20 protein-coding genes are annotated in these 22,304 nt (G+C 38.4%); 15 read left to right on the top strand and 5 right to left on the bottom strand.

The annotated features are described in order from the left end of the window. Nucleotides 1-9 precede the first annotated feature (9 nt). The 10 genes from ileS (at nt 10) to H4J38_RS12810 (ending at nt 11,604) form a co-directional block, all read left to right on the top strand. Entirely contained in the window at nt 10-2,847 is a 2,838-nt protein-coding gene (gene ileS, locus H4J38_RS12855; protein WP_182132225.1) for an isoleucine--tRNA ligase, read from the top strand. A gap of 136 nt (nt 2,848-2,983) precedes the next feature. Next, nucleotides 2,984-3,496, top strand: coding sequence for a signal peptidase II (gene lspA, locus H4J38_RS12850; protein ID WP_182132224.1), 513 nt, complete (start codon nt 2,984-2,986; stop codon nt 3,494-3,496). A 10-nt stretch (nt 3,497-3,506) separates the two neighbouring features. Continuing rightward, nucleotides 3,507-3,938: an FKBP-type peptidyl-prolyl cis-trans isomerase gene (fkpB, locus tag H4J38_RS12845; RefSeq protein WP_182132223.1), complete on the top strand. Its 432-nt coding sequence runs from the start codon at nt 3,507-3,509 to the stop codon at nt 3,936-3,938. Nucleotides 3,939-3,995: 57 nt separating this feature from the next. Further along, a complete protein-coding gene (gene ispH / locus H4J38_RS12840; RefSeq protein WP_182132222.1) occupies nt 3,996-4,925 on the top strand; it encodes a 4-hydroxy-3-methylbut-2-enyl diphosphate reductase in 930 nt (309 codons plus the stop codon). A gap of 319 nt (nt 4,926-5,244) precedes the next feature. Then, nucleotides 5,245-5,796: a type IV pilus modification protein PilV gene (gene pilV, locus H4J38_RS12835; RefSeq protein ID WP_182132221.1), complete on the top strand. Its 552-nt coding sequence runs from the start codon at nt 5,245-5,247 to the stop codon at nt 5,794-5,796. 1 nt (nt 5,797) lies between these two features. Then, a complete protein-coding gene (locus tag H4J38_RS12830; protein WP_182132220.1) occupies nt 5,798-6,754 on the top strand; it encodes a PilW family protein in 957 nt (318 codons plus the stop codon). Next, on the top strand, nt 6,748-7,284 hold the full coding sequence (locus tag H4J38_RS12825) for a PilX N-terminal domain-containing pilus assembly protein (RefSeq protein ID WP_182132219.1): 537 nt from the start codon (nt 6,748-6,750) through the stop codon (nt 7,282-7,284). The genes H4J38_RS12830 and H4J38_RS12825 overlap by 7 nt, the downstream gene beginning before the upstream one ends. Before the next feature lie 36 nt (nt 7,285-7,320). Beyond that, complete coding sequence (locus H4J38_RS12820; RefSeq protein ID WP_182132218.1) at nt 7,321-10,872, top strand: pilus assembly protein; 3,552 nt, start codon at nt 7,321-7,323, stop codon at nt 10,870-10,872. After that, complete coding sequence (locus H4J38_RS12815) at nt 10,872-11,279, top strand: type IV pilin protein (RefSeq protein WP_220465548.1); 408 nt, start codon at nt 10,872-10,874, stop codon at nt 11,277-11,279. Before H4J38_RS12820 ends, H4J38_RS12815 begins: the two co-directional genes overlap by 1 nt. Nucleotide 11,280: 1 nt before the next feature. Beyond that, entirely contained in the window at nt 11,281-11,604 is a 324-nt protein-coding gene (locus H4J38_RS12810; RefSeq protein WP_182132217.1) for a TapY2 family type IVa secretion system protein, read from the top strand. A gap of 59 nt (nt 11,605-11,663) precedes the next feature. Here the strand turns inward: H4J38_RS12810 and H4J38_RS12805 are convergent, their stop codons facing one another. From H4J38_RS12805 to nadE, 3 genes are all read right to left on the bottom strand, one after another. Continuing rightward, nucleotides 11,664-12,242, bottom strand: coding sequence for a GspH/FimT family pseudopilin (locus tag H4J38_RS12805; RefSeq protein WP_220465547.1), 579 nt, complete (start codon nt 12,240-12,242; stop codon nt 11,664-11,666). A gap of 346 nt (nt 12,243-12,588) precedes the next feature. Then, on the bottom strand, nt 12,589-13,155 hold the full coding sequence (locus tag H4J38_RS12800; RefSeq protein WP_182132215.1) for a GspH/FimT family pseudopilin: 567 nt from the start codon (nt 13,153-13,155) through the stop codon (nt 12,589-12,591). An 85-nt stretch (nt 13,156-13,240) separates the two neighbouring features. Further along, nucleotides 13,241-14,077 carry an ammonia-dependent NAD(+) synthetase gene (nadE, locus tag H4J38_RS12795; RefSeq protein WP_182132214.1) on the bottom strand — a complete coding sequence of 279 codons (837 nt, stop codon included), beginning with the start codon at nt 14,075-14,077 and terminating at the stop codon, nt 13,241-13,243. A gap of 210 nt (nt 14,078-14,287) precedes the next feature. Between nadE and glnB the strand changes: the two genes are divergently transcribed. After that, on the top strand, nt 14,288-14,626 hold the full coding sequence (glnB, locus tag H4J38_RS12790; protein ID WP_077287161.1) for a nitrogen regulatory protein P-II: 339 nt from the start codon (nt 14,288-14,290) through the stop codon (nt 14,624-14,626). Nucleotides 14,627-14,733: 107 nt separating this feature from the next. Here glnB and H4J38_RS12785 read toward each other — a convergent pair whose 3' ends face one another. Beyond that, complete coding sequence (locus H4J38_RS12785) at nt 14,734-15,498, bottom strand: outer membrane protein assembly factor BamD (RefSeq protein ID WP_182132213.1); 765 nt, start codon at nt 15,496-15,498, stop codon at nt 14,734-14,736. Between the two features lie 152 nt (nt 15,499-15,650). Between H4J38_RS12785 and rluD the strand changes: the two genes are divergently transcribed. The 3 genes from rluD (at nt 15,651) to clpB (ending at nt 20,180) form a co-directional block, all read left to right on the top strand. Continuing rightward, nucleotides 15,651-16,628 (top strand): 23S rRNA pseudouridine(1911/1915/1917) synthase RluD, encoded by a 978-nt coding sequence (gene rluD / locus H4J38_RS12780; RefSeq protein ID WP_182132212.1) that lies wholly within the window; start codon nt 15,651-15,653, stop codon nt 16,626-16,628. A gap of 43 nt (nt 16,629-16,671) precedes the next feature. Further along, on the top strand, nt 16,672-17,445 hold the full coding sequence (pgeF, locus tag H4J38_RS12775; protein WP_404842617.1) for a peptidoglycan editing factor PgeF: 774 nt from the start codon (nt 16,672-16,674) through the stop codon (nt 17,443-17,445). Between the two features lie 146 nt (nt 17,446-17,591). After that, on the top strand, nt 17,592-20,180 hold the full coding sequence (clpB, locus tag H4J38_RS12770; RefSeq protein ID WP_182132210.1) for an ATP-dependent chaperone ClpB: 2,589 nt from the start codon (nt 17,592-17,594) through the stop codon (nt 20,178-20,180). 52 nt (nt 20,181-20,232) lie between these two features. Here the strand turns inward: clpB and H4J38_RS12765 are convergent, their stop codons facing one another. Beyond that, complete coding sequence (locus H4J38_RS12765) at nt 20,233-20,676, bottom strand: DUF4124 domain-containing protein (RefSeq protein WP_182132209.1); 444 nt, start codon at nt 20,674-20,676, stop codon at nt 20,233-20,235. A 236-nt stretch (nt 20,677-20,912) separates the two neighbouring features. Between H4J38_RS12765 and pssA the strand changes: the two genes are divergently transcribed. Beyond that, complete coding sequence (gene pssA / locus H4J38_RS12760; RefSeq protein ID WP_182132208.1) at nt 20,913-21,755, top strand: CDP-diacylglycerol--serine O-phosphatidyltransferase; 843 nt, start codon at nt 20,913-20,915, stop codon at nt 21,753-21,755. Nucleotides 21,756-22,304: the final 549 nt, after the last annotated feature.

Here is a 22,304-nt window from a genome sequence, read left to right as displayed (position 1 = left end):
TTTATTTTAATGAGTGATTACAAGCAAACCCTAAATTTGCCCGCAACTTCTTTTGCGATGAAAGGTAATATGGCAAATCGTGAACCGAATATGCTAAAAGAATGGGCAGAGAAAGACTTATACGGTCAAATTCGAGCCGCTAAAAAAGGCAAAAAATCATTTATTTTGCACGACGGACCACCGTATGCAAATGGCGATATTCATTTAGGTCACTCTGTTAATAAAATTTTGAAAGACATTATTGTTAAGTCAAAAACCTTATCAGATTTCAATGCGCCATACGTGCCGGGTTGGGATTGTCATGGTTTACCGATTGAATTGATGGTAGAGAAAAAGGTTGGTAAACCTGGCCATAAAGTGTCTGCCAGTGTCTTTCGTGAAAAGTGTCGTGAATACGCAGCCAAGCAAGTTAATGCTCAACGTGAAGATTTCAAGCGTTTAGGTGTTTTTGCCGATTGGGATAAGCCTTATCGTACGATGGATTTTGATACCGAAGCTAATATTATTCGTTCATTGGGTAAAATTGCTGAAAATGGCCATTTGCACCAAGGGTTCAAACCCGTGCATTGGTGTACAGATTGTGGTTCATCTTTAGCAGAAGCTGAAGTGGAATATCAAGATAAGCAATCACCGGCGATTGATGTGAAATTTACTGCCGTTGATCAAAGTATTGCGGATAAGTTTAATCATCCAGAAGATCACGCAGGTGAAGGTTCAGTTTCAGTTGTTATCTGGACTACTACACCTTGGACACTACCTGCTAACCGTGCAGTTTCAGTTAATGCTGAAGTAGAATATAGCTTAGTGCAATGTGAAACAGAGCAAGGCAAAGAACGCTTTATCTTAGCCTCTGATCTAGTAACTTCGTGTATGGACCGCTTTGGTATTGATAAATACCACGCATTAGGTTTTTGTAAAGGTAGTGATTTAGACCTTGTGCAACTTAAACACCCATTTTATGACTTTACCGTACCGATTATTTTAGGTGAGCATGTTACTACTGACTCTGGTACGGGTTGTGTTCATACTGCGCCAGGGCATGGTGTAGAAGATTTTGTTGTTGGTAAATTATATGGTTTAGAAGTGGCAAATCCGGTCGGCGCTAATGGTGTTTATTTAGAAGATACACCACTATTTGCTGGTCAGCATGTTTTTAAAGCCAATGCGAATGTAGTTGAAACCTTAAAAGAACATGGCACATTAGTGCATCATCATGCACTAGAGCATTCTTACCCGCATTGCTGGCGTCATAAAACTCCGTTGATTTTCCGAGCTACACCGCAGTGGTTTATCAGTATGGATAATAAAGGTTTACGACAAGACTCATTAAGCGAGATTGAAAAAACTCAGTGGATCCCTGATTGGGGTCAACGTCGTATTGAATCTATGGTTGAAGGTCGTCCTGATTGGTGTATTTCACGTCAGCGTACATGGGGCGTGCCAATGGCATTGTTCATTCATAAAGATACCGGCGCCTTGCATCCTCGCAGTATCGAGTTAATTGAAACCGTCGCAAAACGTGTTGAAGAAAAAGGCATTCAAGCATGGTTTGATTTAGAGGCATCAGAGCTGATTGGTAATGATGCACAAGAATACGTAAAAGTCCCTGACACGCTCGACGTTTGGTTTGACTCTGGTACTACGCATTATTCCGTTGTGAATGCTCGTGAAGAATTTGACGGTATTGCTGACTTGTATTTAGAAGGTTCGGATCAGCATCGCGGTTGGTTTATGTCTTCAATGATCTCTTCTGTAGCGATGAATGGTAAAGCACCTTATAAACAAGTGCTAACGCATGGCTTTGTGGTTGATGCTAAAGGCCATAAAATGTCTAAATCTTTAGGTAATGTTATTACGCCAAAAGAAATTACTAATACCTTAGGCGCAGATATTTTACGTTTATGGACAGCCTCGGTAAATTATACCCAAGAGATCACCGCAGGCGATGAAATATTTAAACGCCAAGCTGATGCTTATCGTCGTATTCGAAATACTTCACGATTTTTATTATCAAACTTAAATGGCTTTGACCCAAAAACAGATTCAATTGCTTTTGATGATATGGTTGCACTTGATCGGTGGGCGGTTGATAAAGCTGCGCAGTTACAAGCAGACATTATTGCTGCTTATGACGAATATGAATTTCACGTGGTTGTGCACAAGTTAATGAACTTCTGTACGACAGAACTTGGTGGCTTTTACTTAGATATTATTAAAGATCGTCAGTACACCGCGAAAGAAGACAGTGTTGCTCGTCGTTCATGTCAAACAGCGATGTATTTAATTGCTGAAGCAATGACACGTTGGATGGCACCAATTTTATCTTTTACCGCACAAGAAATTTGGCAAGCACTGCCAACAGCATCAGGTGATACTCGTGAAGAGTTCGTATTCACCGGTGTCTGGTTTGATGGCTTACCAAAAGCTTCAACTACCAGTGTTTTCAATAATGATTACTGGAACGAGCTTTTATTAGTGCGCACAGAAGTAAATAAAGCGCTTGAAAATGCTCGCAAAGAAAAGCAAGTAGGTAAAGCGCTTGAAGCAGCTGTCACATTATATACTACAGCTGAACTTGCAGGAAAGTTACAACAACTAGGTGAAGAGCTACGCTTTGTATTAATTACCTCAAAAGCTGTGGTTGAAATTGTTGAAAGTGCGCCAGCAGATACGTTAGCCACTGAAGTTGAAGGTTTATGGTTAACCGTTGCACCAGCTGAGGGTGCTAAATGTGATCGTTGTTGGCATGTCACTGAAGATATTGGTCAAAACGAGCAGCACCCAGAGTTATGTGGACGTTGTATTAGTAATGTAGACGGTGAAGGTGAAGTTCGTCAATTCGCTTAAGCTAAAGCTAAAGCAATATTAATGTTAATAAATCTAAAACGTGCAGCGCTTGAAAAAAGTCTGCACGTTTTCTAGTTAATAGTAGCGTGAAGTATCGTGTCTTGAGTGCAATCGATAGAAGAGAATTTATTAGGTTATGAAAAAATTATTTACAGAAACAGGTTTACGTTGGATATGGTTAACCTTAATTCTTTTAGTGGCTGATCAAGTAACTAAACAGCTAGTGGTCAGTAATATGGATTTATATCAATCAATCGATATTCTGCCTTTTTTCAACTTAACTTATGTGCATAACCTCGGTGCAGCTTTTAGTTTCCTTGCTGACCAAGGTGGCTGGCAACGTTGGTTTTTTACGGCAATCGCCGCTATTGCGAGTATTGTTTTTATTGTTTGGCTAGCAAAAACACCCAAGCAACAAGCCTTGTTATCGGTAGCATTTGCTTTAATACTTAGTGGTGCTGTGGGTAATCTTATTGATCGCGTGTTGTTTGGTTATGTTATCGATTTTATTGATTTTTATGGCTTTGGCTATCACTTTCCCGCTTTTAACATTGCAGACTCGACGATATTCATTGGTGCCGCCTTGATGATTTTTGATTCATTTAAAAATGGTGAGTCGAGCACTAAAATACAAGATATTAATTCTTAAAGAGAACTTTATGACAAATTTAGTAACAGCTTCTTCAGCAATTATTGCCCACATTACTATGAAGCTTTCTGATGGCTCTGCTGCAGATAGTACCAAGGTTAATAAAAAACCAGCGAAAATTATTATGGGTGATACTAGTATATCTCCTGCATTTGAAGCGCAACTGCTCGGCATGTCAGCTGGTGACAGTAAAGAGTTTACCCTAGCCGCGGTTGATGCCTTCGGAGAGCCATTACCTGAAAATATCCACTACATGGATATCAGTAAATTTAGTGAAGAAGCACCGGCTAAAGTAGGTAACATTATAACTTTTAGTCAACCGGGCGGTGAGTTACCTGGCATGATTAAAGATGTTTCAGGCAGTTCAGTCACTATTGACTTTAATCATCCGTTAGCTGGGCAAGAAGTCACCTTTGTTATCGATGTTGTTGAAGTTATTTAGATTACTTAAGTTAACTGGGTTAACCAGTTTAGTAAGTTAAGCAATAATGAGAATATTATGGAAATTATTTTAGCTAACCCTAGAGGTTTTTGTGCTGGTGTTGACCGGGCAATAAGTATCGTTGATAGAGCTCTAGATTTATTTGAAGCACCTATTTACGTGCGCCATGAAGTGGTACATAACAAGTTTGTTGTTAATGGATTAAAAGATCGTGGGGCAGTATTTGTTGATGAACTAAACGAAGTTCCTGACGACAGTACGGTAATATTTAGCGCTCATGGTGTGTCAAAAGCTGTTCGTAACGAAGCGAAAAACCGTGGATTAAAAGTGTTTGACGCCACTTGTCCTTTGGTGACTAAAGTTCATATGGAAGTATCACGCACTAGCCGAAAAGACATCGAATGTATTCTTATCGGCCATGCAGGTCATCCTGAAGTTGAAGGTACTATGGGTCAATATGAAAGTACCCAAGGTGGTATTTATTTAGTTGAATCGACTGAAGATGTTGCAACACTTGAAATAAAAAATCCTGAAAAACTTTATTATTGTAGCCAAACTACCTTATCGGTAGATGATACAAGTGATGTTATCGACGCTTTAAGAAAAAAATTTCCGTTAATTCAAGGGCCACGTAAAGACGACATTTGTTATGCAACACAAAACCGTCAAGATGCTGTGCGTGCAATCGCAGAACAAGTAGACCTATTACTTGTTGTTGGCGCTAAAAATAGCTCTAACTCTAACCGCCTGCGGGAGTTAGCAGAAAAAATTGGTACCACGTCATATTTAATTGATACGGCAGCTGATATTGATGTTTTATGGTTAGAAGGTATTGAAAAAGTAGGTGTAACTGCAGGTGCTTCAGCACCAGCTATATTGGTTCAGCAAGTTATAGAAGCGCTTAAATCCCTTGGTGGTCAAGAGGTTATTGAATACCCAGGCAGAGCAGAAAATACTGTATTTGCGGTGCCGATAGAATTACGCTAGTCTTAAGAGATATTATTTGCAGTTATAGCCTGTATTGGTTTTGTAAACATAAGAAATCAATTATAGCTGCCAATTAGCATTTTCGAGTAGTAAAGGCTGAATATAAGGAAAATTACTCGTCATAATAATTTAAGGTATGGGTTAATGCAGTTCACCAATGTGATTTTTAACACATATAGATTTATTTCAAGTAGCGGTTTTTCAAATCACTACTCTCCCTTTGTTGTGCCTCAAAATACCTATTTCAATCTATTTAATTTTTCAGCTATAGTAATAGCATCTTTTTTTCACTTATTCTTATTTAAAGGGAGATTAAATATTGAATAATTCATTTTACCGTTCCTCACATTTAAGCAAAGGCATGACATTTATTGAAGTGTTGGTTGCCGTTTTTATTTTAGTTACTGGTATTTTAGGTGCAGTAGCAATGCAAGCTTCAGCTAAAAAAGGTAGCTTTGATGCCATGCAACGCTCTGTTGCATCTGCACTTGCGCAAGATATTGTCGAGCGCATGCGCAGTAATAATCCGAATGCATTAGCAGCTTATGCTGCTACAGACTACGGCGAAACTCTCAATACTCCGCCAGATAAACGCTGTAATACACTTGCTGGATTATGCACGCCAACAGAAATGGTCACCAATGATCAATATGAGTGGGAAGTGTCGCTTATGGGCGCTGATGTTGTGAATGACGGTAACAATCGCGCGGGTTTAACTGGTGTCAGAGGTTGTATTAGTCAGGCTTTGAATGCGGTAACTGTAGTGGTAAGCTGGGAAGGGCGCACAGAAATAGCCGATGGTAATAAAGATAGTTGTGGTACTGCTGGTTCCAAAAGACGACAAGTTATTGTTAAGGCGTTTATAAATTAATATGAAAAATCAACGTGGTTATACCTTAATAGAAATATTTATTTCCCTTGCTATTGGTTTAGCACTTTTTGCGGGCATACTCAGCGTTTTTGTTGGCATGAAAACCACCACTCAAGAAACCGCAACTTATGGCGAGTTACAGGAAAATGGTCGGTTTGCCTTAAGTGTACTTAGTGATGATTTATTAAGGCAAAACTTTTGGGGGGATTATACCGGCACTTTAGATGTTTCAATGTTAAATGCAGTACCCGGAGCACCTGGTAATGAATGCTTAGGAGAAGGCTTAAATAATGGCACTTTTCCTAATGCCATTGGGCACTTTAGAACGATTTGGGGCCAAAAGGTAACTAGTAGCTCTATTATGGGCTGTATTGACGATGCAAAAAAAGATTCTGATATTATTCAATTAAAACGGGCAATATCTGATCCTTTAGCAACAAGCACAAGCAACAACTACTATATAATTTCAAATATAAATGAAGCAGAAATATTTACAGGTGCTGCGGTACCCACGGTGTCGAATAGCCAGCTTTGGGAGTATCAACATCATATTTACTATGTTAGAGAAGAAGCACAGGGCAACAACACGGTACCTGTTTTAATGCAAGGGCGCTTAACAACCAATATGACTTTTGATCCTATTATTGATGGTATTGAAAGGATTCGCTTTATGTATGGCATAGACACCGACGCTCCCGGTACTGCTGGTTATGGTATTGTTAATACTTTTCTTTCAGCAGATAACATGACTCTAACTCAATGGGATAATGGTAATAACAATAGAGTTTTATCTGTACGTATTTATGTACTGTCACGTAGCATTCTGCCAGATAACAAATATACTAATACTAATACTTATAATTTAGGTGATTTGCCGGTTACTTTTAATGACAATTATCGTCGATTATTATTCAACTCTACGGTAACTTTATATAATGCAGGAGTTGACTCATGGTAACTAGAACGATTTATCCATACTATTTGATTAGCAATAGCCGTTCTTTTAGCCGACAAAGAGGTGTGGTACTGATCGTAGCACTGGTATTTCTTATTGCCTTAACCGCTGTTGCCGCGGCTTTAATGCAAAACTCCACCTCAGACATGAAAATGTCAGGCGCTAGTGAAGAAAAAGTCGTTGCTACACAAGAAGCAATAAGTGCTAGCGATGAGGTAATTTTTCGACAAGTGAACGCAGCTGTCGGTAATAACAGGTTTGCATCGCCTGTAGTTCGCTTTAAAGACGAAAACTTTCGAAATGTTACTGGTAGTTTAGATATTACAAACACCGGTATTGATACCACGGCAAATATTAATATTGCCAACAATGACCTTGAGCTAGAACCGGATTGCCCCCACTCCAGATCTGCTTCATCAGCACAAGTATTCACTTGTAATGTGCTACGCGTGCAAGTGGTCCGAAAGTACGGACGAAAAAACACCAATGAAGTTGAAGTAAATACAGGGGTTGCTCAGCAACTTTTACGCTAATATTTCAGGTGTTTCCGCTAAATACTGGAGTTAAAAATGAAAAGAATTCTGGCCACAAGCCTATTATTAATATCAAGCGTATCTTTTAGTGAAGATATCGAGTTATACGTTAGCAATGCCGTAAAGCAGGCTGGCAATAAAACCCAAGTACTTATTATTTTTGATAACTCTGGCAGTATGGGAACCGCGCTTTCTGTAAATGAAGATTATGACCCTACTGAACCTTATCCAGCTATTGGCAACGATAACTCATTAGATGAGCGTTTTATTTATTTCACAAAAGGCGGCTCTGATGGCGGTGGAGGCCTACCTGTACCCGATAAAAATAATGAGTCACGTCGTTTTTTAGATGGCATTAATAGCTGTGAAACAGCGAGAAAAATATTAGCTGAAACTGGCTTTTATTCAGGCCATATACGCGAATATAGTTTTAAAGGCACATCAGGCAGTTGGAATGAAATTCCTGATAATAACGGGGCTAACATTGAAGTTATTGATTGTGAAGATGATGTCTTAAAGTCTGACCCTACAAATATTGAAAGCTTACCCCAAGGTTACCCAATTAATTATGTTGGGACTAAAGCAGCCCCTATTTACCATACCGCGACTCCTCTTGTTTCGAACGTTGATTGGTCGGGCCAATATGTAACACTATACACTGATAACTATTTACGCTGGCACCATGGTGAGGCAATTGCACAAACACTGACAACACGCATGGAAATTGCAAAAAAGAGTATTGCCAATGTTGTCAAAGCAGCTCCTTCTATCGACTTTGGTTTACAAGTGTTTAACTACAATTATGGTGATGATGCAAATCACCCCAATGGTGGGCGCGTAGCTTTTGGTATCCAAAAAATGACAGATGCCAGTGAGGCTGAATTTCTAGATATAGTTAATAATAAAGTCTCTTCAAGAACCTGGACGCCGCTGTGTGAATCGCTTTACGAAGCCCAACAGTATTTTGCCGGTAAAAATGTAGATTTTGGTGATGATGATGTTGATCTTTATTTCGAGGACGGTGCTCTTGCATATACGGCAAATGTACCTCCGAGGGATCTTTCAATTGAATCTTCAGGGAAATACATTACGCCTTTTTCAAATTGTAGCAGTAAAGCTTTTGTCATATTAATTACTGACGGTGCACCAACTTTTGATAATGGTGCTGACAGTAAAATTGAAGCACTTACAACCATTGAAGAAGGCGAAACAGTAACTTTTAGCGGTAGTAAGTTTGCTGGTAATTATTTAGCTGGCGTTGCTGAGTGGATGAATTTAAATGATATTAATACCAGTTTACCCGGTAAGCAAACGGTCTCAACCTATACCATTGGCTTTAGTGAAGGTGCACTTGATGCGGCGCCATTATTAAAAGAAACAGCTAGATTAGGTGGGGGTGATTATTATCCTGCTTCAGATAGTGCACAGCTTACATCTGCTTTATTAAACGCATTAGAAAGTTTAGAGCCAAGTAATGACAGCTTAACGTCAGCATCTGTTGCTGCTAATAATTTTGATCGCACTGAAACCTTAAACTCTGTTTATTATGCTATGTTTCAGCCTGAAAATGGACCGCGCTGGCAAGGTAATCTTAAAAAATACAAGGTGGTCAGTGGTAATCAAATCGGTAAACATGACAAGTTAGCACTTGATGCAAATAGTGGTCACTTTTCGCCAGAGGTAACCAGTTTTTGGTCGCCAGATAACGCTAAAGATGGTAATGAAGTACCAGAAGGCGGCGTTGCTGATATGTTACGTAAAAAAAACAACAGAGTCATTTATAGTGATATAGGTGCTAACGGTGCACTGGCATTATTAACCAAAACCCAAGCTGAAACATCGCTTGGTGGTAGCGCAGAGCTAGCAACAGAATTAGATGTTCATGAGGATGATGTTAATACTTATTTAGATTGGGCAAAGGGTGAAAATGTTGATAATGTTAAATTACCCGATGGCACTAAGCCTAAAATGCGACCTGATGTCTTTGCTGATCCACTCCACTCTAAACCATTAGTGGTTAATTATGGAGATAGCATTCGCATTGTCATAGGTACAAATGCCGGTGTGCTTCATATGTTTGAAGACAAAGGTGACACTGTTGATGAAAACTGGGCTTTTATGCCGAAAGAGTTTTTTAAAAACATTAAGCCTTTAAGAGAGAATTACTCTGCAGCTGAAAAAATTTATGGGATAGATGGTAATATTACCTCGTATACACAAGATAAAAATGGCGACGGTATCATCAATGGTACCGATAAAGTTTGGATATTCTTTGGCTTACGCCGCGGTGGCACATCTTATTACGCACTAGATATTAGTGATCCAAGTGCACCCAGTAAACTCTGGCATATTGATGCTTTATCAACAGGGTTTGGTGAGTTAGGGCAATCTTGGTCTCAACCAAAACTGGGTTATTCTAAAGTCAATATTACAGGCTCTGGCGATAGTGCAGTTGCTGCACCCGTATTATTCTTCGGCGGTGGTTATGATGCCGCAAAAGACTCAAATTCACCTGGAACTGCTGATGTAACAGGTCGTGCTATTTATATGGTAGATGCTGAAAGCGGCACACTAAAATGGAGTTTAGCACCAGAAAATTCTAGCACCACTTTTAGTGGCACTGATAGTATTCCATCAAGCATTGGCATACTAGACAGTGACGGTGATGGCTTAACTGACCGGCTTTACACTGGCGATACCGGCGGTAATGTCTGGCGTGTCGATATGCCAGGCGCTAATCCGATTGACACGGAAGATCCATGGACCGTCTTTAAATTAGCTGAACTAGGCGGCACAACAAATGAGACTGATTTACGCTTTTTTAATGAGCCATCTATTGTACGTACCTTTATCAGTGAAACTATTGAAACAAACGTAACTGATATCGACGGGCTAACAACCACTATTGTGAGTCATCAAGAAAAACCTTATGACGCAGTACTTATTGGTAGTGGAGACAGATCAAATCCATTAGGTACCGATACTAGTGATACATTCTTTATGATTAAAGATGAACATATTAAGACAAAGTCTTTTTATAGTGCAGTAGAGCCAAAAGCACCTACAGCTCTGTTAAAAAGTGATTTGTATAACTATACAGATAATCCTTTTGGTAAAACGCTTACACCGAAAGAACGAGATACATTAGCAATTGCGGTTAGCAAAAAATCGGGCTGGTATATAAACCTTGCAGGCTCAGGTGAAAAAAGTACTGCAGAGGCCATTGTTATTAATGGCGTCGCTTTTTTTACCACATTTATTCCGCCTAACTTAGATCCAACCATTGTTCGATGCGAACAACCTAACGGAACAGGATTATTATATGCAGTCGATTTAGCTTTAGGTACTGCAGTTTATAATTGGAAGAAAAATGACGGCACTGGCGACGGCACTGATGATGGCCCACCTGATGATGCCAAAAGAAGTATAATAATTAGTGAACAATTTTTAGGTGCACCAACGTTAATTGTTGTACCTGATGATAGTGGTGAAACTATTGGCAATATTATTGTTGGCAGAAAGGTAGTTAATACTCCTTTTACCCTGCAAACCATGCGTACATATCTGTACATTAAAGAGGAGCAATAATGTCAAAAATCAAAGTATTCAATGGCTTTACATTAGTAGAGCTATTGATCGCGGTTGCTATCGTAGGAATTTTAGCTGCTGTAGCCTTTCCTTCATATACTGATTTTGTTTCGCGTTCAAACCGTACAGAGGCTCAGAGAGAGTTGTTAAGAATAGCTAATATGCAAGAGCAGTTTTATGTTGACACAAGGGCCTATACGGCTGATATGACAAAGTTAGGACTAGGTAAAGACCCTTTTATTACTGAAAATTCTTATTACAGTATAGATGCAGAACTTGCCAATGGCGGCTTTGTGTTAACAGCAACAGCACTAGAACCACAAAAATCAAATGACAGTAGTTGTCAGACGCTATCTGTTAGTGAAACAGGAAAAAAATTACCGGCAAGTGCCTGTTGGGAGAAATAATATGAAAAACAAAATATTTTTTATTACTTTAATCGTGCTTATTAACACTAGCTTCAATGCTTCTGCAGCAAATAAAGTGGAAAAAAAGCATAAGGTTGATGCTAAGTGTCATGTTGAATTAGCGGATGGTAAACAAGTTATTTATTTTGCTACGGTGAAGGAAAATCGTATTAACAAACTTATTGATACATTAGTGAATAGGAAAATACCAACACCTTTTACTTCGAAAAAACAGCAAGTTAAACGGGCTTTTGAGTGCGTCTTGTTAGATGCTAAATTTAACTCTGCGCAAGCGAATCAATTATTTGATAAACAACCTCGTTAATTATCCCCTTCTGATCATTAACTTAGTTTCTGCCCAGTAGCCTTTACTGGGCATATATATCAACTACAATTAACTTCAGTGCCATTTCTATTTTCATCTTTGCCATCATTATCTGTGTCAGAAGTCGCATAAATCCGACCTGATAGAGATATTTCAACACCACGTGATAAATCATTATTACCTTTTGGACAATAACTAAAATTACCATTGCCACCAGAGATTAAGCGGCCCGTTGGTGCAAAAATAATAAGGTTTTGGCTGAACTGCAATTTATCACCAGTATTAATTTTTCCTTTAACTTTAATTAATTCTTCGTTTGCACTGACAAAACTATTATTGTTAGCTAGAGTGTTGTCACTATTGATAAAAACACTAAGTTCATTTTGCCAGTTAGCACTGCAAGTTGTACCACTTAATGGGCAGAGGGTAACATTTCTACCACTATTAATGGCACTACTTCTGGCCGCTAAAATTAAACGATGAATTTCACTTACTTCATTATCTACTCTTGATTGCACCATAAACTGACTTAAACTAGGGCTAGCAATTGCTGTTAATATACCAATAATAGCAATACCAACAAGTAACTCGACTATGGTGAAGCCTTTAATTAGCTTTTTATTTTGAGGTTTATTCATATATAACTTAGACATAACTACAGCTACAGTTAAGATTGATGCCTTAGTTATAACATTGTTGCTTAAGCTCAGCTAGCAAATTTTGCATGATTGATAGAGACAAATAAGTGTATTTTCACGAGAAAATAGGTATTCACTTTACGTCAACTTTGAAGGTGACTGATTACTGCAGGGCTATTAGCTTGTGAGTAAGTTATCGCTATATGAAAACTTTTCGCGCAATTGTAAACTGACGAATATCCACACAGATAACAAGCTAAAAATAACTGTGTGTTAAAACTATAAAATTTAAATAAGTTACATTAAAACAATTGCAATTGAATATTAATATTTAAACAATAATAAATTAGTTATAGCACTTTATTTTAGCGCCGGTTCGCCTAGTATCTTTACTGTTAGTTTTATTCGCTGCGCTAGCATATGCTCTTCCTGAGCTCGCCACTACAATGCCTCGGTTTTTATCATTATGGTATTCGGGGCAATAGCTAAAAGTAGCATTCTGCCCCCACCCAGCTAAATGACCTGTTGAAGCATAAGTTAAACTAATACGTGTTTTGCCGTATTGTAGTTTATCTCCGGCTTTTATTGCCGGTTTATTAGCGACAAGCTGCTCATTTAACTCAGGTTCATATATTTTATTATTGTTATTATCAGTAAATACACTCAGCTCTTGGTGCCATAAATTTTTGCATTTACCTTGGCTATTTAACGGGCATAGCGTAACGCTAGTATTATTGGATAAGGCACTATTTCGTGTAATTAAAATGAGACGATGCAGGGTTGATATTTCATTGTCTACACGAGTATAAACAATGAAATTATTTAGACTAGGAACACCAATGGAAATTAAACTTAGCAATATAGCTAGCGCAACCATTGTTTCGATAATTGTAAATCCATTATACTTTGACATAACAACCATTCCTTTAGTTGAATAAACTTTGCAGTGCTAGTTATAGTCAAAAATATCGAAATTTTCCAAATTTAATTAGCTAATTTTAATATATTGTTGGAATTGCAGAGCGCTTATGTTGAGTTTTCATATAGATAGCAATAATTTTTTCTTCAACTAATTTATCCTTATTCTTACCTTCTAAGAAATCATCTAATTGGTCGTAACTCAACCCTAATGCATCTTCATCTTTTTTGCTTGGCGTTAATTCTTCTAAATCAGCAGTTGGGGCTTTATCAATTAATTGAATTGGAGCTCCTAAAGTACTGGCGAGTTGCTTTACTTGGCGTTTTGATAAACCAAATAAAGGCGCTAAATCGCAGGCTCCGTCACCCCATTTAGTAAAAAATCCGGTAATATTTTCTGCCGAGTGATCTGTGCCTAGTACTAATCCCCCCATAATCCCTGCAATATGATATTGCATTACCATGCGAGAACGAGCTTTTACATTACCTTTAGAGAAATCTATTTGCTCAACAGTAGCGGTTAAAATATCAGCTCTTTGCAATGCATTTAGGGTTTCGTTATGAATGCCTTCAGCGCCAGCGAAGATATTAGTGGTTAAGCTGTGGCTAGGTTTTATAAACTCAAGTGCGAGTTGTGCGTCATCTTCGTCTGCTTGAATATTAAACGGAAGTCTTACGGCAATAAATTTATAAATAGGCTTTTTTTCAGCGCTTTCACTATTTAAAGCGTCGATGGCGAGTTGGGCTAAACGCCCACAGGTAGAGGAATCAACGCCGCCACTTATACCTAAAACAAGGGACTTAAGCCCCGATTGTATTAACTTATTTTTGATAAAATTAACTCGACGTTCAATTTCAAACATAGCATCAATTTCAGGTAATACTTTCATTTCATTGATTATTGCCTGGGCGTTCATGATATTTCCTTTGGGTAATATGTGACTTATAACTTCAAAGCTGATTTATTACAGCAGGACCTAGTGTAACAAAGTCTATCTTCGATTAGAATTTTTGCACTATAGCTATAAGCTAATTCTGTGTACAATTGCTTGATATTAAACTGCGATGTAGATAATAATAATTATCAGTAATATGCTGAAGCGTGAATCAACCAATAGGCTGCAAAGATGAAAAAGATAGAAGCGATAATTAAACCATTTAAAATGGATGATGTACGTGAGGCACTGGGCGAAATTGGTGTGACAGGAATGACAGTATCTGAAGTAAAAGGCTTTGGACGTCAAAAGGGGCATACAGAGCTTTATCGCGGCGCAGAATATATGGTGGATTTTTTGCCAAAAGTGAAATTGGAAATTGTGGTGAAAAAAGAAAATGTTGAACGCTGTGTAAATACAATTTTAGAAACGGCACAAACAGGAAAAATTGGCGATGGTAAGATTTTTATAACTGATGTTGAACGTGTCATTCGTATTCGTACCGGCGAAGAAGACGAAGAAGCGATTTAAATTGTAGTGCGACTTTAGTAAAAAAAATACCAGCAAATGCTGGTATTTTTGATCAATGTTGTACTAAAGTATTTGCACTGAATTATCTAACTCAGTGATTAAACAGTTTACTTAGCCACTAACGGATTATTAGGGTAATTTGCTGCTAATACTTGTTTAGCATTAATCTGTAAGTCAGTTAAGCCTAACTTTTCGTAACAAACAATCATTATTTCTAATGCGTCTTCAGTTTCTGGGCTAGGTGAGAAATATTCAACAATATACTTTCCTCGGTTAGCAGAAGAAACATATGCTTCACGCTTTAAATAATAACGCGCAACAGACAATTCATATTTTGCTAAGCGTGATTTTATGCCAATCATACGTTGGCGAGAGTCGGCAGCATATTTACTGTTAGGGTACTTCTCTAATACGATTTTTAAATCTTTGAAGGCATCACGCGCGGCAGTAGGATCTCGGTCTGAACGATCTATGCCTGCTAAGTTCTGAAATAAATTGTCTTGGGTAGCAACGTTTATTAGCGCACGCATATAGTAGACATAGTCTAAGTTTGTATGTGCAGGGTTGAGTCGCAAAAATCTATCGGTAAGTGCCAATCCTTGTGCTGCATTGCCACTTTTGTAATATGCATAGATTAAATCTAATTGCACTTGATGAGAGATTGGCCCATAAGGAAATCGAGAATCTATCGCCGATAAAATTTGGATCGCTTTTTTATATAATCCATTATCAAGTGACCCTCTAGCGTCAGCAAATAATGCTTGAGCTGATTTGTCCGGCACCTTTTTAATATCTTTTTCGCTTGTACCTGAACAGCCAGCTAATGCTAACACTAATGCAAGGCACATTATTTTTATTGTCACTTTTTCCATAGACTTTGATATCACTACTTTGTTTTAGTTAAAATAAATATCTTCCTCACTATAATTACTTAATGTAATTGCTTTAGCAAAGAGGTAAAATAAGCACTGGCATTCTAACCTAGCAATCCTGCCTTGCACAGTGCTAATTAATAGAGAGTTTAATGGCTGAGATAATTCAACACCGGGACACGGTTCCCGAATCATGCTTAGGTAAACGTTTCGACCAGACATTGGCCGAAATGTTCCCTGATTATTCACGTTCACGTTTAAAAGAGTGGATTTTAGCCGGTCATGTTACGGTTGATGGCGTCGTTATCGACAAAGCCCGAGAAAAAATGTTCGGTGGTGAACTTATTGCCATTGACACTGAAGTTGAGTCAGAAGTGCGCTTTCAGGCACAAGATTTACCTTTAAACATAATTTATGAAGATGATGATATTTTAGTTATCAACAAACCTGCAGGTTTTGTGGTGCACCCAGGTGCCGGCAACCCTGATGGAACCGTTCTAAATGCTTTGCTACATCATTGTCCACAACTAGATGTTGTGCCTCGTGCTGGTATTGTTCATCGTTTAGATAAAGATACTACCGGGTTAATGGTGGTGGCAAAAACGATTGCTGCTCAAACAAACCTAGTTGAATCATTGCAAGCGCGTGAAATTACCCGTGAATACGAAGCTATTGCCAGTGGTATTATGACCGCCGGTGGTTTGGTTGATGAGCCAATTGGCCGTCACGCGACTAAACGTACTCATATGGCGGTAACTCATTCAGGTCGCCCTTCAGTAACGCATTATCGTGTAATGGAAAAGTTCAGGTTACATACCCGTTTACGTTTACGTTTGGAGACTGGCCGAACCCATCAAATTCGTGTTCATATGGCGCATATTACTCATCCACTGGTGGGTGATCCTGTTTATGGCGGGCGTCCTCGTCCACCAAAAAATGCATCGGAAGAGTTACGTGAAATGCTACGACAATTTAAGCGCCAAGCTTTACATGCGGCAATGTTATCTTTGTATCACCCAATAACAGGTGAGCAAATGACCTGGCACGCGGATGTACCTGAAGATATGGTAGCGTTAGCTGATATGTTGCGAAAAGATACTAAAATTCACCTCATCGATAGTGATTACTAAGTTACCTGATAATTTAGTATATATTAAATGGCCAACAAGCAATGTGTTGGCCATTACTACTACCCGTTTACCAGCCAATAGCCCACCAAAATCTAGCAATGCTGAGTATTCACTAGTAAATATAGCCAGTACAAAAAACAACCCACCAGAATTTAATGCTTTTAATTTAGGTGACCATGTTGGTGATTGTGCTGATGTGGTTGCTCAAAACAGAAAGTCACTACTTAAATACCTTCCTAACAAGACAAAAATTCAATGGTTAGAACAAGTTCATGGTAATAATGTTGTGGTGCTTGAAAAACATGATAATACGCCTATTGTTGCAGATGCAGCGATAACACGTCATAGACATATTGCTTTAGCCATAATGACAGCCGATTGTTTACCTATTTTGTTATCAAACCAAAATGGTAGCGAAATTGCTGCAATTCATGCTGGTTGGCGACCACTAGCCGCAAATATAATTGAGCGAACAATCTCAACAATGCATAGCCCTGCAGATGAAATTTTTGCGTGGTTGGGACCTTGTATTGGTCCAGCAGCTTTTGAAGTTGGTGAAGATGTAAAACAGGTGTTCTGCCAAATATCGTCAAAGTTCAATGCTGCTTTTCAACCTATAGCGCGAGTAAATGATGATATAGAACCGTTAAAGTATCTTGCTAATTTGCAGTTAATTGCCGAATTACAACTATCTGTATTAGGTGTGAAAAGTGTGGCCGAACTTGCGGAGTGTACTTTTGAGCATAGCGATAAATATTATTCTTATCGAAGAGATGGAAAAACCGGACGCATGGCTAGCGTAATCTGTTTAAATTAATCGTTATCCTCTCTATTTTTATAAAGCCTATCAATTGACCTATATCAAAGTTTTTCGTTGTTCTTTGCTTGAAAATGCTCCTGACTGTCTATATGTCATAGGTAACTATAGTGTAAGCCCAGTAATATGGCATTAGGAGAACGTTAATGCGTTTAGAACGATTTACCCAGACTTTTCAAGTAGCAATATCTGATGCACAATCCATCGCATTAGGTAAAGACCATCAATTTATCGAGCCAATTCATTTAATGCTGGCGTTATTAAACCAAAACGCTAGCAGTATTATTCCATTATTAAAAAGTGCCGGTATTAATGTACGAACGTTAAGAACGCAAGTTGAAGCTGCTATAGCAGAGCTAGCGCAAGTTTCTGGTACGGGCGGTGAAGTACAGTTGTCTTCTGCAATGGGGAATATTCTAAATCTTTGCGATAAATTTGCCCAAAAGCATGGCGATAAATTTATCTCCTCAGAAATATTTATTCTGGCGGCGTTACAAGATAAAGGCAAACTAGGCCAAATTTTAAAGAGCTTAGGTGCCAGTGAACAACGTGTACAAGACGCAATAGTACATATTAGAGGTGGTAAAAATGTTGATGATGCTAATGCTGAAGAAGTACGTCAAGCACTTGATAAATATACAGTTGATTTAACCGAGCGAGCAGAGCAAGGCAAGTTGGACCCAGTTATTGGTCGCGATGATGAAATTAGGCGAACCATTCAGGTATTACAACGCCGCACTAAAAATAACCCGGTATTAATTGGCCAACCAGGTGTAGGTAAAACGGCGATTGTTGAAGGCCTAGCCCAACGTATTGTTGATCATGAAGTACCAGAAGGTATTCGAAATAAACGGGTTTTATCACTTGATATGGGCGCACTTGTTGCCGGCGCTAAATATCGTGGAGAATTTGAAGAACGCCTTAAAGCCGTACTGAGCGAGTTAAGCCAACTCGAAGGGCAAGTTATTTTATTTATTGATGAACTGCATACTATGGTTGGAGCGGGTAAAAGCGACGGTGCTATGGACGCAGGTAATATGTTAAAACCTGCGCTTGCTCGTGGTGACTTACATTGTGTTGGTGCAACAACGTTAGATGAATATCGCCAATATATTGAAAAAGATGCCGCATTAGAGCGACGTTTTCAAAAGGTATTGGTAGACGAGCCGAGTGTAGAAGACACCATTGCTATATTACGTGGTCTGAAGGAACGCTACGAACTCCATCATAATGTTGAAATAACCGATCCTGCTATTGTTGCTGCGGCCACATTGTCGCATCGATATGTTAGTGACCGTCAACTGCCAGATAAAGCCATTGATCTTATCGATGAAGCGGCTTCTAGTATTCGAATGCAAATGGACTCTAAGCCAGAAAATTTAGATAGATTAGAGCGCCGCTTAATTCAATTAAAACTAGAACAACGCGCCTTGTCGAAAGATTCAGATCCTGCCTCTAAAAAGCGTTTGGATTTAATCTCAGATGATATCGCTACCTGCCAAGCCAGTTATGACGAATTAGATGAAATATGGAAAACTGAAAAAGCGGCATTGCACGGTACACAAGCTATTAAAACTGATTTAGAGCACGCACGTATTGAACTCGAAGCGGCTCGACGTGTTGGCGATCTTAATACCATGGCCGAATTACAATATAGTCGCATTCCAGATCTTGAAAAACAGCTAGATCTGGCTAGCCAAGCAGAAATGCAAGAAATGACCTTACTACGTAACAAAGTTACTGATGTTGAAATAGCAGACGTATTAAGCCGAGCAACGGGAATTCCGGTAGCAAAAATGCTCGAAGGTGAGAGTGATAAATTATTACATATGGAAGATAACCTTCACAAACGGGTTATTGGACAATCAGAGGCAGTGGTTTCAGTATCTAATGCTATTCGTCGCTCAAGAGCGGGTTTGGCCGATCCAGATCAACCCATAGGATCATTCCTATTTCTTGGGCCTACTGGTGTTGGTAAAACAGAATTGACTAAAGCACTGGCGCATTTTCTATTTGATAGTGAAAACTCGCTGGTACGAGTCGACATGTCAGAGTTTATGGAGAAGCACTCAGTCGCGCGTTTAGTAGGAGCACCTCCAGGCTATGTTGGATATGAAGAAGGTGGTTACTTAACTGAGGCAGTAAGGCGTAAACCTTATTCTGTTATTTTACTTGATGAAATTGAAAAAGCGCACCCTGATGTTTTTAATATTTTACTGCAAGTTTTAGACGACGGACGTTTAACTGACGGGCAAGGGCGCACAGTAGACTTTAAAAATACCGTAATAATTATGACCTCAAATATTGGCTCAGATATTATTCAAGAATATGGTGATGACAGTCAATATCAGCAGATGAAAGCTCGAGTGATAGCGGAACTAGGCAATCACTTTAAACCTGAGTTTATAAATAGGGTTGATGAAACGGTAGTGTTTCACCCATTACTTGCTGAGCAAATTAAAAGTATCGCTAGTATTCAAATCTCGGCTTTAACTAAGCGATTAGAAGAAAGAGATATAACCATGACATTATCAGAAGAGGCATTATCTTTTGTTGCAGCGGCAGGGTTTGACCCAATTTTTGGTGCTAGACCTTTAAAACGTTCTATTCAACAAGAAATAGAAAATCCATTAGCACATAAATTACTTGCTAACGAATTCTCAGCCGGTGACCATATATTAGTAGAACTCGGTGATAATGAATTGAAATTTATCGTCAAAGCTCATGAGGACTAATATTATCTTTTAAGCTATATGACTTCGCAAGCAGGTCGAAAAATTTATTGAACTAATTAGTACAATAAACTTCGGCCTGTTTGTTATTCATCTCTAATTGTTGTTGCTTATCTAACGCAGTCAATATCCTTACATTACCCTTTTCATCTTTGTATTGAATGTTATCAAAGTTTTGTAATGTATTTATGTTTTCACGTGCAGTAACACATTTGCCATCATTAAGTTCATTATCAAGATCAGTTTTAGCATTACCATCGCTAAAATTGTTATTACTTATCTTATACGACTCAGGCGCATTTGCTTTATCTATTATAGTGGAAGATTTCTTATTGTTTGCCATGCTAATTTCAATATAGTCATCATGGTCTGGCTGATGTTGACTAAAATGAACTACGTTCTCTTTGTCGACCCAACGATAAACCGTAAGTTGTTCAGCTGCAGAAACATCGAAATACACCAATATGACTAAAAATAGTGATAATGCTTTAATGTTCATAACGGTACCTATCCATAAATTAATACTAACTGCCTTAATTATTACATAAATAGTGTGAGTAATACTTATTGGCGACTAAAATTTAATATCCATAGTGTTTTATAACAACACAAAGACCAGTTTACAAATTTTTATCTTTTTATTAATCATTCATTTGTACTACAGCTACCGTTAATAATTAAACTTATGCTAGATTATCACTTAATTATTCACTTTAACTTATATCGGTTTTATTTATGCCAAACACAAATAATGATGATCCGTTGCCAACGCGTGGTATTTATCTATTACCTAACTTATTGACTACTGCAGGGCTTTTTTCAGGATTTTACGCCGTTGTATCTTCAATGAATGGCCACTTTATTAGCGCTGCGGTTGCTATCTTTATTGCCATGATTTTCGATGGCTTAGATGGCAGGGTTGCTCGAATGACTAATACCCAAAGTGAGTTTGGCGCAGAATATGATAGTATGGCTGATATGTTGTCGTTTGGTATAGCGCCAGGGATAGTGGCATATAATTGGGCACTTTCAAGTTTTGGTAAGTTTGGTTGGTTAGCTGCATTCGTTTATGTTGCTTGTGCTGCCTTGCGACTTGCACGTTTTAATACCCAAGTTGGAGTTGCTGATAAACGATACTTTCAAGGCTTAGCAAGTCCGGCTGCCGCTGCTGTAATTGCCAGTATCGTCTGGGTGGGTAGTGAATATAAAATTAACGGACAGGATTATGGGTATATTATTGGCCTTATTACCATCGTTCTTGGTTTATTGATGGTCAGTAACTTTAGATACAACAGTTTTAAAGAAGTCGATTGGAAAGGTAAGGTAAATTTTGTTGTTGTATTATTGATAGTGTTAGCCTTTGTTGTCATTGCTTCTAGTCCGGAAAACATTCTACTTATTATTTTTGGTTTATATGCTTGTTCTGGGCCATTTACTACTATCCGATCAGTAAAAAAATTGAAATTAGAGCATGTAGTAGGTGACGATCAAGATGCAGACTTCCACCGTTATCCTGAAAGTAAAGCTTCAGAAACCGAACAGACAGATACAAAGTCAAAATCTGACACCCCTAAATAGGGTAAATTACTCATATATAAACTAGTACTAATAATTTTCTCTTACTAGCTTTAGCACTTGTTCTATAAAGCACGTGTAAAACATTCATAATAAGAAGCGCTATTAAGCGCTTCTTTTGTCTTATTAGAACGAAAATGCAACGTCTTGTTTAATTAAAAAGCAAACAAACCTTTATTCGTAATTAAATGCATTTTAGGTGTTGACGTGAAGCCAAAAATCTCTAAAATGCGCTCCAGTTCCAAGGGGTAACCCCAACGAGCTGTTTTAATAAGTTATCTAACGCGGTTAAGGCCAAATTGGTTAACGTAAGGTTTTAAAGTAGGGTTTTGAATCTTCTGAAAAGAAAGTTTAAAAAAACGAAATAAAGCGTTGACATTAAAACTCAGGTGCGTAGAATGCGCATCTCGCTTCAGGCAAGGCCTGTAGCAACGAAGCAAAGCGAATGAGATTTTGTTTCGGTTAGTTAATTACTTCGAGTATCAACTAACGTTCTTTAACAATTAGTTATCATGCAATTTGTGTGGACACTCACATTGATGTTGATTTTAC

Source organism: Colwellia sp. BRX10-3 (assembly GCF_014077505.1).
Taxonomy (GTDB): Bacteria; Pseudomonadota; Gammaproteobacteria; order Enterobacterales; family Alteromonadaceae; genus Cognaticolwellia.
The sequence above is the reverse complement of the archived record's forward strand: the minus strand, read 5'-3'. Positions and strand labels throughout refer to the sequence as shown.